Source organism: Accumulibacter sp. (assembly GCF_023806635.1).
In the GTDB taxonomy this organism is placed as follows: Bacteria; Pseudomonadota; Gammaproteobacteria; order Burkholderiales; family Rhodocyclaceae; genus Accumulibacter.
In genome coordinates, this window is record NZ_JAMTDQ010000112.1 from 3,007 (window position 1) to 15,852 (window position 12,846).

Below are 12,846 nucleotides of genomic sequence, written 5' to 3' on the forward strand. Positions count from 1 at the left end.
CGGCTTCACGGCGGGCGGCTTCCTCGGCCGCAAGGCGCTCGGCTTCGCGGCGGGCGGCCTCCTCGGCGGCGAGGCGTTCGGCTTCGCGGCGGGCGGCCTCCTCGGCGGCGAGGCGCTCGGCTTCACGGCTGGCCGCCTCCTCGGCGGCGAGGCGTTCGGCTTCGCGGCGGGCCGCCTCCTCGGCGGCGACGCGTTCGGCTTCGCGGCGGGCGGCTTCCTCGGCGGCGAGTCGCTCGGCTTCACGGCGGGCGGCTTCCTCGGCCGCAAGGCGCTCGGCTTCACGGCGGGCGGCTTCCTCGGCCGCAAGGCGCTCGGCTTCGCGGCGGGCGGCCTCCTCGGCGGCGAGGCGTTCGGCTTCACGGCTGTCGGCCTCCTCGGCGGCGAGGCGTTCGGCTTCACGGCGGGCGGCCTCCTCGGCGGCAAGGCACTCGGCTTCGCGGCGGGCGGCCTCGTCGGCAGCCTGGCGCTCGGCTTCACGGCGAGCGCCCTCTTCTTCTGCGGCAAGTCGTTCGGCTCCCTCGCCTGTCGCCGCTGGCCTCCTCCCGGCGCGCAAGGCAACCACCAGCCGCCAGATGACGAAAGCAACGACCAAGCCGCCCAAGACCAGCAACCAAGTCCCGTTCATTGACATCGCATACCCCTCCGCATCGACCATCGGCTTCAGATACCGGAACCCTTCGGCAGTCGCCCTCGCCGGCTCTGACAGATCGGCCCGCCTACACTATCCGCATGATAAAACGAATGACCGTCGTCTTGCGCAGTGGGCGTGAAGAAGGGCGTCCGTTCTCGCCGGCGACCAGCGGCCCCTCGCCGGCTGACGGCAGCATGGCGGTAGGCCCGGGAAACTGAGAGAATCGCGTCCTCGAAGATGATTGGCCAGGCTTGCGGCGCGTTGCGTACATGGTCGCGTCGCCGGAAAGCCGCCGGCGGCACGTGCTCGGGGCACCGATACTGCCGATTCGAAGTCAAGGAGGTACTGATGGCACCACAAGGCTGTTCCGCGGATGTATCGCCGATCGAGGAGGTTATCGTCGAAATGCGCGGCGGGCGCATGGTTGTTCTGGTCGACGAGGAAGATCGCGAGAACGAAGGTGATCTGATTCTGGCTGCGGAACACGTCACGCCGGAGGCGATCAACTTCATGGCCCGCTTTGGCCGCGGACTGATCTGCCTGACGCTCACCGAGGCACGCTGCCGCCAGCTCGGGCTGACGCAGATGACGCGCGAGAACAAGAGTCCCTACAGCACGGCCTTCACGGTCTCGATCGAAGCGGCGACCGGCGTGACCACCGGCATCTCGGCGCAGGACCGCGCGCTGACCATCCAGGCGGCGGTGGCGAGAAATGCGCGTCCGGAGGATATCGTCCAACCCGGGCACGTTTTCCCCATCATGGCCAAGACCGGCGGGGTACTGGTGCGGGCCGGCCATACCGAGGCGGGCTGCGATCTGGCGCAGTTGGCCGGCCTCGAGCCGGCGGCAGTGATCTGCGAGATCCTCAAGGAGGACGGCAGCATGGCGAGGTTCGCTGACCTGGTCGGTTTTGCCCGTGAGCACGGCCTGAAGATCGGCACCATCGCCGACCTGATCCACTACCGCAGCCGGCACGAGACGCTGGTCGAGCGGGCGCTGTCGAAGACCGTGCAGTCGGCGCATGGCGAGTTCACCCTGCACGCCTATACCGACTGCACTTCGGACGAGGTGCACCTGGTGCTGACCAAGGGTGAGATTCATCCGGACAGGGAGACCCTGGTGCGGGTGCATGAGCCGCTGTCGGTGGTCGATTTCCTCGACCCCGGGGGGGGCCGACACAGCTTTCCGCTGAGCGTCGCGCAGGCAGCACTGGCGCGCGTCGACGCAGGTGTCATCGTCCTCCTGCATCGCCCCGAGAGCGGGCAGGATCTGCTATCGATCCTGCGCGAACCGGCTTCCGCCCGCAAACCCGCGACACGCTGGGATCCGCGGATCTACGGCATAGGCGCACAGATCCTGCGCGACCTGGGAGTGGGCAGGATGAAACTGCTCTCGCGGCCGCGCCGTATGCCCAGCATGACGGGTTTCGGCCTCGAAGTCACGGGACACGTGGCCACGCAACAGGATCTCGAAAGTCTCTGATGGCGAACCCGAATCGTCCGACCAGCATTCGTCCGCTGACCAGCGGCCGCGAGATCCGCGAGTACGAGCCCGCACTCGACGGTGTCGGCCTCACCGTCGCCGTGGTGATGAGCCGCTTCAACCAGGACATTGGCGAAGGGCTGCTCAGCGCCTGTACCAGCGAACTGACGCGTCTCGGCGTTGCCGAGGGCGCGATCACGGTCGCGTCCGTTCCCGGAGCGCTGGAGATCCCGCTCGCCTTGCAGACGATGGCGCGAACCGCTCGCTACGATGCCCTGATCGCGCTGGGCGCGGTGATCCGTGGGGAAACCTACCACTTCGAGATCGTCGCCAATGACTCCTGTCGAGCACTGATGGAGCTTCAACTGGCCAACGAGGTACCGGTCGCAAACGGGGTCCTGACCTGCGAGGATGACGATCAGGCGCTCGCCCGAATGCACCAGAAGGGCATCGACTGCGCCCGGGCGGCCATCGAAATGGCAAATCTGCTGCGCCTGGTCCGGGAGGACACGCGATGACGGCAACACCATCGCCGGCGACAGGTCGCAAGACCAGGCCGCCCACCCCAAGGCGGCGTGCGCGCGAGTTCGTTCTCCAAGGACTCTATCAGTGGCAGGTCGGCGGCAGTGACGAAGCGGCAATCGAAGCCAGCCTGCGTGACAGCCAAGGCTTCGACAAGGCCGACGGCGAGTTCTTCGCCGGTCTGCTGCGCGGCGTCCTCACGCAGCGCGAAGCGCTGCAGGAACAGCTGCAGGCCTGTCTCGACCGCCCCTTCGGCGAGCTGTCGCCGGTCGAGGGCTGCGTGCTTCTTGCCGGAGCCTTCGAGCTGAAGAACCATCCGCAGACACCATACCGCGTCGTGATCAACGAATCGATCGAGCTGGCGAAGAGCTTTGGCGGCACCGACGGTCACAAGTACGTCAACGGCGTGCTCGACAAGCTGGCCATCCGCCTGCGCCCGGCCGAGGTTGCCGCCGGCCGGTCATCGGCGAGCGGGCGCCGATGAGTCGCCGCGCCGGTGGCACGCGATAGGCGCGACCCGGGATCAGGATGGCGAACGAGTTCGAACTCATCCGGCGCCATTTCACGCGGCCGACGCCAGCGGCATTGCTCGGACCCGGTGACGATTGCGCACTGCTCGCGCCGGCCGCGGGCACCGTTCTGGCCGTGACTACCGACATGCTGGTCGAAGGGACGCATTTCCTGCCGGACACCGACCCCTGCGCGCTCGGCTGGAAGACGCTGGCGGTCAGCCTGTCGGATCTGGCGGCCATGGGCGCACGTCCGCGCTGGGTTCTCCTCGCCGGCAGTCTCCCTGCGCCTGACGAGTCATGGATCGCGCAGTTCGCCGCGGGACTGTTCGCCTGCGCCAGCCGCCATGCCGTCGATGTGGTCGGCGGCGACTTGACACGAGGTCCACGCAACCTGTGTCTGACGGCAATTGGCGAACTGCCGTCGGCCACTGCGCTGCGGCGTGACGGCGCCTTGCCGGGCGACGATATCTGGCTCTCGGGTCCGACGGGTCTGGCGGCACTCGGCCTCGCTCACCTGCAGGGACGGGTCCACCTCGGCGAGACCCTGCGCGGCACCTGCCTTGCGGCATTGCAACGGCCGCTGCCGCGTGTCGAGCTCGGCCTTCGCCTGCGCGATCTGGCCCACGCGGCGATCGACGTCTCGGACGGCCTGCTCGCCGACCTGGGCCATGTCGTCGAGCAATCGCAAGCGGGTGCCGAGATCTCTCTGGATCTCCTGCCGCCGTTGCCGACCGGCGTCGAGCCGCTCCTGGCCCGCCGCTGCCAACTGGCGGGTGGTGACGACTACGAACTGCTGTTCACGGCTGCGGAGAGCAGGCGCCACGACCTCGTTGCGCTGGCTGGCGAACTGGAGTTGCCACTGTGTCGCTGTGGTCGCGTTCTGCCCGCGCCGGTCGGCGAGGTCAGGGTGGTAGACGAAAGCGGACGGGCGCTGGACTTCGGCGACAGGGGATTCGATCACTTTGCCTAGCCGGCCCTCGATCCGCTTCCTGTTCGCGCATCCTGCGCATCTGGTGGCCTGCGGCTTCGGCAGTGGCCTGTCGCCGCGCGCGCCGGGAACCGTCGGCACATTGTTCGCTTGGCTTTCCTACCCGCTCCTCGGCCAGTCGATGAACGAACAGCAGATGCTGTTCTTCCTGGCCTTCGCTTTCCTCGCTGGCGCGCTGGCCGTGCACCGGACGGGCGTCGATCTCGGCGCTGTCGACCACGGCAGTATCGTCTGGGACGAGATCGTCCCCTTCTGGCTGGTGCTGCTGTTCTGCCCCGGACACTGGCTGTGGCAGACAGCCGCCTTCTGCCTCTTCCGCTTCTTCGACATCGTCAAACCACAACCGGCGCGCTATTTTGACGAGCGCGTCAAGAACGGCTTCGGTGTGATGTGTGACGACCTGGTGGCCGCGGGCTACACGCTTCTGGTCCTGGCGATCCTGCGCTTCGCGCTGCCATGAACGAGCCCGACCAAGTGGCACTGGAAAGGCTGGCGGACGAGGTCGGAGGCCTGCTGCTGCAGGCTGGCGAGCGCCTGACGACAGCTGAATCGTGCACCGGCGGCTGGCTCAGCCAGTGCATCACAGCGGTCTCTGGCAGCTCGCGCTGGTTCGACCGCGGTTTCATCAGTTACTCGAACGAGGCGAAAACCGAGTTGCTCGGTGTCAGCGCCAGCACGCTCGCCAGCCACGGTGCGGTCAGCGAGGCAACCGCCGCCGCCATGGCACTCGGTGCACTGGCGCGCAGCCCGGCAGACTGGGCAGTCGCGATCACCGGCATAGCGGGACCCGCCGGCGGAACGGCGGCGAAGCCGGTCGGTACCGTCTGCTTCGCCTGGGCTCGGGCTGCCGACGGACAGGTAGCCACCGTTACCCGCCATTTTCCGGGCAATCGCCGGGCAGTTCGTGCGCGGTCGGTCGAATACGCCCTGCGCGGACTCCTGCCGCGGGTTGGCCACCGCTGCGCCTGAGAGATCATGAAACGACGGTCGCAGGGATGCCAGGATGCGCCACATGCCAGAGTACGAGGAAGCGCGCGGTTTCATGGGTGACAGATCGGTGGACCGGCAGGCGGACGGATCGATCGGGAAACGAATCTGGTCGCGGTCGCCGCGCCTTACCCAGCGCCGCGGCGACGCTCCGCCCATTCGTCGTTCCGGAAGCGACAGTTTCTCGGCACAGCCCTTGGCCATGTAATAAAATGAGGCGGTTGAACGAGCTCGACGGGTCCCCGATGCTCCCCGGAATCGCCCATTTTCGTGCGGTCGCGATGGCGGCCATCCTTCCGTCGCTGCTCGTCTGGTCTGCAGGCACCGTGCAGGGTGCCACTCTGGGCAAGATGACCGTGCTCTCGACGCTCGGCTCGCGCTTCGAGGCGGTGGTCGAGATGGCGGACGCTGGCAGCGATGGGAAAAGGATGCAGGCGGAGTGCTTCCGCCTGTCACCGACGGGCGACGGCGATCTGCCGACCCTGCGCCATGCCCGCCTGACGGTCGAGGAGAGCGCTGGCCGCCGGCACCTGCGGATCTCTTCCGAGCAGACGATCACTGAACCTCTGTTGCAGGTCAACGTGCGGGTTGGTTGTGGTGCCGAGACTGGTCGCAACTACGTACTGCTGATCGACCCTGCGAATCGCCGCGTGCAGCCGGCGACCCTCGCGCGGCCACCGACCCGCGATCGGCAGTTGCCGGCGTCGTCCCTGGCAGCGGCGCCGCTGGCGACACCTGCCGCCGCCGAGGGCTCGCCCGGCCGCCTGGCCGGAGCGGCTGAAGCGGGGTCTGCGCGGGCACCAGCGCCGCCGCGCGAGCCTTCGCGCCGCACGACCGCCGCCGGCAGGGCCGGTGACCGCCTCCTGCTTTCGGGCGAGGACGATGTCGTGAAAGCCCTTCCGGGCGAAGAGCATCCGTTACGGCTGAGTACCCGCCTGTCGACCGAACTGCTCGGGAGGAGCAACGAAAGCCAGCGTGCCATGCTGCGCATCGAGTACCAGCTGCTGTCTGCCCTGCATACGCAGGCCGCCCAGCAGTTGGCGATCGCGCAACAGATAAGGCAGCTCGAAAGCACCCTGGAGGCCCTGCACAGGAAGAGTGCGACGCAGCCGCTGCCGTCGCCAGTTCCCGTCGCAGCGGCACCGACGAGCGCGGCCAACAGTGACAGGCCATCGCGTGCGACGCGGGAAGCGTCGCCGGCCGGATCTCCCGGCCCGCCCGCTGCGGCCGCGCGCGAAACCGACTGGTGGTTCGAGGGAAGCCTGCTTCTGGGGTTGATCGCCGCTCTCGCCTGGTTCCTGCGCCGGCATTCGCTGGCGCCACGAGCGACCGCAGCGTCGGCAAACGCCGAGCAACCGCCGGACACGTCGGCAGACGTGTCGCGCTGGGAACTGCAGATCGCCGATGATGGCGGCGAACGGCAACGGGGTGGCGCAACGGCCACCCCCGCCGATAGCCTGCGGGCCGACGGCGACGGCCAGGAGACGACTTCCTCGCCGCTGCGCGAGAGCGACGAAGAAGTGACGGCCGTCCTCGAACTCGCCGAGATCATGCTCTCCTTCGGCCGCACCAGGGGCGCTCAGCACGCCCTCGAGGAATTCATCGCACAGCAGCCGATGGCAGCCGTGACGCCGTGGCTGAAACTGCTCGAGGTCTATCGCCAGGGCAACGAGCAAGCGGCGTTCGAGTCGCTGGCCCTGAAGCTGACGAGCCTTTTCAACGTCGCCACACCAGCCTGGCAGGCAGCCGGACAACTCAGCGCGCCGATCGTGACAGCCCGTGAGTTGGCACGGATGCCGATCGAGCAAATCCTGACACGCCTGCCGACCATAGACAGCATGACGCACATCAGGCGCGAACTGCTTCGTCTCTGGGACACGCCGGGCTGCCCGGCCTATCTGGACAAGCTCCTGCGCGACAACCGGAAGGGCGAACGCAGGGGCTTTGAACTCGCCGCCGTACGCGAGCTGCTGATTCTGACGGACATCCAGCAGGAGCGTCCACGGCCGGCGCGTTGACCAGCCGGACGCATGCGCCGCCACCGACGGCAACCCGGCCGACCAACTTCCATACTGTATTTGAATACAGTATAGTGAAGATATCGGCGGCGCCTCTGCAGCACCGTCGAACGTGGGATAATTCCTATCAAGCAAGAACAAGGACAGGCGACAATGGACGACAACAGGTCGAAGGCTCTGGCTGTGGCGCTGGCGCAGATCGAGAAGCAGTTTGGCAAGGGTTCGATCATGCGCATGGGTGAAGGGAGTGTGGTCAATGACATCCCCGTCGTCTCGACCGGCTCCCTGGGATTGGACATCGCCCTCGGGATCGGCGGCCTGCCGCGTGGCCGCGTGGTCGAGATCTATGGTCCGGAATCATCGGGCAAGACGACCCTGACGCTGCAGGTGATCGCGGAAATGCAGAAGATCGGCGGCACGGCGGCCTTCATCGATGCCGAACACGCACTTGATCCTGGCTATGCGCAGAAGCTGGGCGTCAAGCTCGACGAACTGCTGATATCACAACCCGACACCGGCGAACAGGCACTCGAGATTGCCGACATGCTGGTGCGATCGGCGAGCGTGGACGTCGTGGTGATCGATTCGGTCGCTGCTCTGGTCCCCAAGGCTGAGATCGAGGGCGACATGGGCGACTCGCTCCCCGGCCTGCAGGCACGGCTGATGAGCCAGGCGCTGCGCAAGTTGACGGCCAACATCAACCGCACCAACACGCTGGTGATCTTCATCAACCAGATCCGAATGAAGATCGGGGTCATGTTCGGCAGCCCGGAGACGACCACCGGTGGCAACGCACTCAAGTTCTACGCTTCGGTCCGCCTCGACATCCGGCGCATCGGCAGCATCAAGAAAGGGGACGAGGTGATCGGCAACGAGACGCGGGTCAAGGTGGTCAAGAACAAGGTCGCCCCACCGTTCCGCGAAGCCATCTTCGATATCCTCTATGGCGAGGGTACTTCGCGCGAAGGCGAGATCATCGAACTCGGAGTACTGCACAAGCTGGTCGACAAGTCCGGCTCCTGGTATTCGTACAACGGCGAGAAGATCGGCCAGGGCAAGGACAACGCACGCGAGTACCTGAAGGGCAAGCCGGATGTGGCGCTGGAGATCGAGAACCGGATCCGCGCTGCGGTGAAGGTTCCGTTGCCGGGAACCGGTGTCGCGACCGCCTGAGGGCCGGTTGATGCCGGACGCGTTGCGCGACCGGGCCCTGCGCCTGCTGGCGCGGCGCGAACATACTCGCCACGAGTTGCTGGTCAAGCTGGCTGCCCAGGCAGAGGATCCGCAGGCGCTGTCTGCAGTACTCGATGACCTGAGCAGCAGCAACCTGCTGTCCGACCACCGTTACGCCAGCAGCCGCATCAGGGCGCGCGCCGCACGTTTCGGCGATGCCCGTCTGGCGCATGAACTGCGGGCGAAGGGCGTTGCCGATGAGCTGGTCAGTGCGGCGCTGACCGTTGCGGAAGAAGAGCTGTCACGAGCCCGGCGTGTCTGGCTGCGGCGCTTCGGGCAGCAGCCGACGGCCGCCGGAGACACCGAGCGGGCGCGGCAGATGCGCTTCCTGGCCAGCCGGGGATTCTCTGCCGAAACCATTCGGCGCGTCCTGCGTGCCGCTCCTGACGACGAGTGAACACTTCCAGAATGCAGAGCACCCTGTTCGCACACATGCTGAACAAGCGCTACAAGGCGCGCACGGTCGTCCATGACGTTTCGTTCGAGGTCGCCAGCGGCGAGGTTGTCGGTCTTCTCGGCCCGAATGGCGCGGGGAAGACCACCTGCTTCTACATGGTGGTTGGTCTCGTTGCCTGCGATGGCGGCTCGGTCCGTCTCGATGAGGTCGAACTGACCCACCTGCCGATCCACAAGCGAGCCAGACTCGGCGTGTCGTACCTGCCACAGGAAGCTTCCGTCTTCCGCAAGCTGACGGTGAGCGAGAACATCCGGGCCGTCCTCGAACTGCAGCAGTGGTCGCCCATGCAGGTCGAGGAGCGTAGCGAACTCCTGCTCGAAGAACTGCACATCAGTCATCTGCGTGCGAACCCGGCGACGTCGCTCTCCGGCGGCGAGCGACGGCGGGTCGAAATCGCCCGCGCACTGGCCACCGAGCCGCGCTTCATCCTCCTCGACGAACCATTCGCCGGCGTCGACCCGATAGCCGTCCTGGACATTCAGCGCATCATCCGCTTCCTGAAGGAACGGGGGATCGGCGTTCTGATCACCGATCACAACGTTCGCGAGACGCTGGGGATCTGCGACCACGCCTACATCATCAACGAGGGGCGTGTCCTCGCCGCCGGCCGTCCGGACGAAATCATTTATAATGAAAGCGTCCGCAAGGTGTATCTGGGCGAGAACTTCCGCCTGTAATCGCGACAGCCCTTCGGCGATGATTCGAGAACCAGACGGGCAGTCTGCCATGGCGACACGGTGGCCCACCCGGTTCCGCACATGAAACCATCCCTCACGCTCAAGCTCACGCAGCATCTTGCGCTGACCCCCCAGCTGCAACAGTCGATACGGCTGCTGCAGTTATCGACGGTCGAGCTGGAACATGAGCTGGAGAAGTTCCTGCAGGAAAACCCGCTGCTCGAGCGGGCAGAGGATTATCCGCAGCCGGCAGCGCTACCGGCTGACCACGCCGACGCCGAGTTCCAGGACGGCCAAGCGGGCGCAGAACCATCGCCTGCCCCGAGCACCAGCGATGAGGACGGCTGGGCGGACGACCACTTCGGCAGCACCGGCGCCGCCGGTTCCTTTGATGGCGACGAGGACGATGACACGGATTATCAGGACGTGCAGGCCGCTGCGGTCTCGCTGCGCGACCATCTCCTGTGGCAACTTGCTCTGACATCCATCTCCGCAAGGGACCGCATTCTGGTCAGCTATCTGATCGACATCCTCGACGACGATGGCTATCTGTCGCAGCCACTCGAAGAAATCGCGCTGGCCATGCCTGAGGATCTCGACGTCGGGCTTGAAGAGCTGCAGATCGCGCTGCGGTACCTGCAGAACCTCGACCCGACCGGCGTTGGCGCACGCAGCGCCCAGGAGTGCCTGACTCTGCAACTGGCTGCCACGCCGCCGACAATGATCAACAGCCTGGCGCAGGAGATCGTCCTGCAGCACCTCGACCTGCTGGCCAGCCACGACTTCGCACGGCTGAAGAAACAGACTGGCGCCGATGACGAGGCACTGCGTGCGGCCCACCTGCTGATCTGCAGCCTCAACCCGCGCCCCGGCGCTGCCTATGCCAGCACGGAGACCCGTTACATCGTACCCGATGTGGTCGTGCGCAAGCTCAGGGGCCAGTGGTCGGCAAGCATCAATGCCGAGGCCTTTCCGCGGCTGCGGATCAACAGCCTGTACGCCCAGATTCTTTCCCGCCAGCGGGGTTCTGGCCTGTCCGTCCAGTTGCAGGAAGCACGCTGGCTGATCAGGAACGTCCAGCAAAGGTTTGACACGATCCTGCGAGTGGCGCAGGCTATCGTCGAAAGACAGCGCCAGTTCCTCGAACACGGCGAAGTCGCCATGCGGCCGCTGGTCCTGCGCGAGATCGCCGAAACGGTGGGATTGCATGAGTCGACGATTTCGCGCGTGACCACGCAGAAGTACATGGCAACGCCACGCGGAATTTTTGAGTTGAAGTACTTCTTTGGCAGTCACGTCGGCACCGAAACCGGCGGAGCCTGCTCGGCAACGGCGATCCGTGCCCTCATCAAGCAGATGATTGCCACGGAGGAACCAACGAAGCCTCTCTCGGATGGCCAGATATCCGAGGTTCTTGGCCAGCAGGGGATTGTTGTCGCACGGCGAACAATCGCAAAATACCGTGAGTCGCTCAATATCCCGCCGGTCAGTCTACGCAAGTCAATCTAGAAGAAGGAGCCACACCATGAACCTGCAAGTCAGTGGACACCACCTCGAGGTCACCCCGGCGCTGCACGACTACGTCACCGGCAAGCTCGAACGAATCACCCGCCACTTCGACAACGTGATCGACGTCAGCGTGATTCTGTCGGTGGACAAGCTGAAGCAGAAGGCAGAGGTGACTGTTCACCTGGCAGGCAAGGATGTCTATGTCGAATCGGTCGACGAAGACCTCTACGCCGCGGTCGATGGTCTGGTGGACAAGCTCGACCGTCAGGTGCAGAAGTACAAGCAGAAACTGCAGGACCACCATCGCGGCAACAAGATCACCGATCACATTGCCGCCGAGTAACCTTCAACGCCCGGCCAGCCGGACGATCGCCAAGCGGACCGTCCGGCTGTATCCCTTCGCGTTGGCTCCCGTTCTTCTTTCAGGTCTTGTCGCATGAGCCATATCACCCAGCTACTTCCCCTCGAGAACATCATTCTCGATCTCGACGTCAGCAGCAAGAAGCGCGTTTTCGAACACGTCGGGCTGCTGTTCGAGAACTATCTCGGCATTGCCCGCAGCACCGTATTCGACAGCCTCTTCGCACGCGAGAAGCTCGGATCGACCGGGCTTGGTCAGGGTGTTGCCATCCCGCACGGGCGAATCAAGGGTCTGAGGGATGCCACGGGTGCCTTCCTTCGGCTGGCTGCTCCGGTCCCCTTCGACTCACCCGATGGCAAACCGGTGGCGCTGCTGTTCATCCTGCTGGTTCCCGAGGTGGCCACCGAGCAGCACTTGCAGATACTGTCCGAGTTGGCGCAGCATTTCTCGGATCGCAGCTGTCGCGAGGCGCTGAGCAAGGCTCCCGACGCCCAGACCATCCGACAGATTTTCGCTGCCGGGCCATGACCGCCCAGCGTCAGTTCAGCGTGATCCAGCTGTATGAGGATCATCGCGAGAAACTGAGACTGACCTGGGTAGTGGCCGTCGGGGTGGACCGACAGATCGAACTCAGGGATCAAGGCTATTTTGGCGCCGAGGTCGTTGGCCACCTGAACCTGATCCACCCGGAACGCCTGCAGGTCATCGGCCGTGCCGAGAACGCATGGGGCAATCGCGTCAGTGCCGACCGTCTGCGCAACCAGGTGCGGGAATTGATGGCTGCGCGGCCACCGGCGCTGATCGTCGCCGACGATGTCGAGGTGCTGCCCGCGATCCATGATGCCTGCCAGTCGACTTCGACGCCCTTGTTCGTCAGTCCGAAGCCCTGTTCGGCGGTGATCGACCTGTTGCGCATCTATCTTTCGCGCCGGTTGGCGGGGTCGACTTCGGTGCATGGCGTCCTGATGGACGTGTTCGGCATGGGTGTGCTGATCACCGGTGACTCAGGCGTCGGCAAGAGCGAGCTTGCGCTCGAACTGATCACACGCGGCCACGGTCTGGTTGCCGACGACGTCGTCGAACTCGCATGCATCGCCCCGACGACGATCGAAGGGCGATGCCCGAGCATGTTGCGTGACTATCTCGAAGTTCGCGGTCTCGGGCTGCTCAACATTCGCACCATTTTCGGCGAGACCGCCTCACGACGCCGAATGAAACTCAAGCTGATCGTTCACCTGCAGAGGCCGACCAGCCGTTCGGACGGGCCGCGCCTGCCGCTCGACGCGCAGACGCAGGACATCCTCGGTGTCGCCATACGCAAGGTCGTGATTCCGGTTGCCGCCGGACGGAACATCGCCGTCCTGCTCGAGGCTGCCGTGCGCAACAGCATTCTGCAGCTGCGCGGCATCGACAGCATGAGTGATTTCATCAACCGGCAGCAGCAGGCGCTGCTTGACGGCGAACTCTAG

14 protein-coding genes and 1 pseudogene are annotated in these 12,846 nt (G+C 65.5%); all 15 read left to right on the forward strand.

Annotated elements, in window-relative coordinates; genetic code table 11:
- A pseudogene (locus NFW30_RS18985) lies at positions 1-628 on the forward strand (hypothetical protein); the annotation flags it as partial.
- A gap of 351 nt (positions 629-979) precedes the next feature.
- On the forward strand, positions 980-2,113 hold the full coding sequence (gene ribBA / locus NFW30_RS18990; protein ID WP_295349622.1) for a bifunctional 3,4-dihydroxy-2-butanone-4-phosphate synthase/GTP cyclohydrolase II: 1,134 nt from the start codon (positions 980-982) through the stop codon (positions 2,111-2,113).
- Positions 2,113-2,631 carry a 6,7-dimethyl-8-ribityllumazine synthase gene (ribH, locus tag NFW30_RS18995; RefSeq protein ID WP_295349623.1) on the forward strand — a complete coding sequence of 173 codons (519 nt, stop codon included), beginning with the start codon at positions 2,113-2,115 and terminating at the stop codon, positions 2,629-2,631. The genes ribBA and ribH overlap by 1 nt, the downstream gene beginning before the upstream one ends.
- Positions 2,628-3,119: a transcription antitermination factor NusB gene (nusB, locus tag NFW30_RS19000; protein ID WP_295349624.1), complete on the forward strand. Its 492-nt coding sequence runs from the start codon at positions 2,628-2,630 to the stop codon at positions 3,117-3,119. The genes ribH and nusB overlap by 4 nt, the downstream gene beginning before the upstream one ends.
- Before the next feature lie 44 nt (positions 3,120-3,163).
- Positions 3,164-4,117, forward strand: coding sequence for a thiamine-phosphate kinase (thiL, locus tag NFW30_RS19005; RefSeq protein WP_295349625.1), 954 nt, complete (start codon positions 3,164-3,166; stop codon positions 4,115-4,117).
- Positions 4,104-4,595 (forward strand): phosphatidylglycerophosphatase A, encoded by a 492-nt coding sequence (locus NFW30_RS19010; protein ID WP_295349669.1) that lies wholly within the window; start codon positions 4,104-4,106, stop codon positions 4,593-4,595. The genes thiL and NFW30_RS19010 overlap by 14 nt, the downstream gene beginning before the upstream one ends.
- Positions 4,592-5,104: a CinA family protein gene (locus NFW30_RS19015; RefSeq protein WP_295349626.1), complete on the forward strand. Its 513-nt coding sequence runs from the start codon at positions 4,592-4,594 to the stop codon at positions 5,102-5,104. The genes NFW30_RS19010 and NFW30_RS19015 overlap by 4 nt, the downstream gene beginning before the upstream one ends.
- A gap of 299 nt (positions 5,105-5,403) precedes the next feature.
- Positions 5,404-7,140: a hypothetical protein gene (locus NFW30_RS19020; protein ID WP_295349627.1), complete on the forward strand. Its 1,737-nt coding sequence runs from the start codon at positions 5,404-5,406 to the stop codon at positions 7,138-7,140.
- Between the two features lie 153 nt (positions 7,141-7,293).
- Positions 7,294-8,313, forward strand: coding sequence for a recombinase RecA (recA, locus tag NFW30_RS19025; RefSeq protein WP_034935060.1), 1,020 nt, complete (start codon positions 7,294-7,296; stop codon positions 8,311-8,313).
- Between the two features lie 10 nt (positions 8,314-8,323).
- Positions 8,324-8,770 carry a recombination regulator RecX gene (gene recX, locus NFW30_RS19030; protein ID WP_295349628.1) on the forward strand — a complete coding sequence of 149 codons (447 nt, stop codon included), beginning with the start codon at positions 8,324-8,326 and terminating at the stop codon, positions 8,768-8,770.
- A gap of 11 nt (positions 8,771-8,781) precedes the next feature.
- The gene (lptB, locus tag NFW30_RS19035; protein WP_295349630.1) at positions 8,782-9,507 is read left to right on the forward strand and encodes an LPS export ABC transporter ATP-binding protein; all 726 of its coding nucleotides are present in this window, start codon (positions 8,782-8,784) and stop codon (positions 9,505-9,507) included.
- Between the two features lie 81 nt (positions 9,508-9,588).
- Positions 9,589-11,016, forward strand: coding sequence for an RNA polymerase factor sigma-54 (locus tag NFW30_RS19040; RefSeq protein ID WP_295349631.1), 1,428 nt, complete (start codon positions 9,589-9,591; stop codon positions 11,014-11,016).
- A 16-nt stretch (positions 11,017-11,032) separates the two neighbouring features.
- Positions 11,033-11,359, forward strand: a complete 327-nt coding sequence (raiA, locus tag NFW30_RS19045; RefSeq protein ID WP_295349632.1) for a ribosome-associated translation inhibitor RaiA — start codon at positions 11,033-11,035, stop codon at positions 11,357-11,359.
- A 93-nt stretch (positions 11,360-11,452) separates the two neighbouring features.
- Complete coding sequence (gene ptsN / locus NFW30_RS19050) at positions 11,453-11,905, forward strand: PTS IIA-like nitrogen regulatory protein PtsN (RefSeq protein ID WP_295349633.1); 453 nt, start codon at positions 11,453-11,455, stop codon at positions 11,903-11,905.
- The gene (gene hprK, locus NFW30_RS19055) at positions 11,902-12,846 is read left to right on the forward strand and encodes an HPr(Ser) kinase/phosphatase (protein ID WP_295349634.1); all 945 of its coding nucleotides are present in this window, start codon (positions 11,902-11,904) and stop codon (positions 12,844-12,846) included. Before ptsN ends, hprK begins: the two co-directional genes overlap by 4 nt.

Coding starts and splice junctions, on each gene's coding strand:
- ribBA (WP_295349622.1), top strand. CDS start 980: ATGGCACCACAAGGCTGTTCCGCGGATGTATCGCCGATCGAGGAGGTT.
- ribH (WP_295349623.1), top strand. CDS start 2,113: ATGGCGAACCCGAATCGTCCGACCAGCATTCGTCCGCTGACCAGCGGC.
- nusB (WP_295349624.1), top strand. CDS start 2,628: ATGACGGCAACACCATCGCCGGCGACAGGTCGCAAGACCAGGCCGCCC.
- thiL (WP_295349625.1), top strand. CDS start 3,164: ATGGCGAACGAGTTCGAACTCATCCGGCGCCATTTCACGCGGCCGACG.
- NFW30_RS19015 (WP_295349626.1), top strand. CDS start 4,592: ATGAACGAGCCCGACCAAGTGGCACTGGAAAGGCTGGCGGACGAGGTC.
- NFW30_RS19020 (WP_295349627.1), top strand. CDS start 5,404: ATGGCGGCCATCCTTCCGTCGCTGCTCGTCTGGTCTGCAGGCACCGTG.
- recA (WP_034935060.1), top strand. CDS start 7,294: ATGGACGACAACAGGTCGAAGGCTCTGGCTGTGGCGCTGGCGCAGATC.
- recX (WP_295349628.1), top strand. CDS start 8,324: ATGCCGGACGCGTTGCGCGACCGGGCCCTGCGCCTGCTGGCGCGGCGC.
- lptB (WP_295349630.1), top strand. CDS start 8,782: ATGCAGAGCACCCTGTTCGCACACATGCTGAACAAGCGCTACAAGGCG.
- NFW30_RS19040 (WP_295349631.1), top strand. CDS start 9,589: ATGAAACCATCCCTCACGCTCAAGCTCACGCAGCATCTTGCGCTGACC.
- raiA (WP_295349632.1), top strand. CDS start 11,033: ATGAACCTGCAAGTCAGTGGACACCACCTCGAGGTCACCCCGGCGCTG.
- ptsN (WP_295349633.1), top strand. CDS start 11,453: ATGAGCCATATCACCCAGCTACTTCCCCTCGAGAACATCATTCTCGAT.
- hprK (WP_295349634.1), top strand. CDS start 11,902: ATGACCGCCCAGCGTCAGTTCAGCGTGATCCAGCTGTATGAGGATCAT.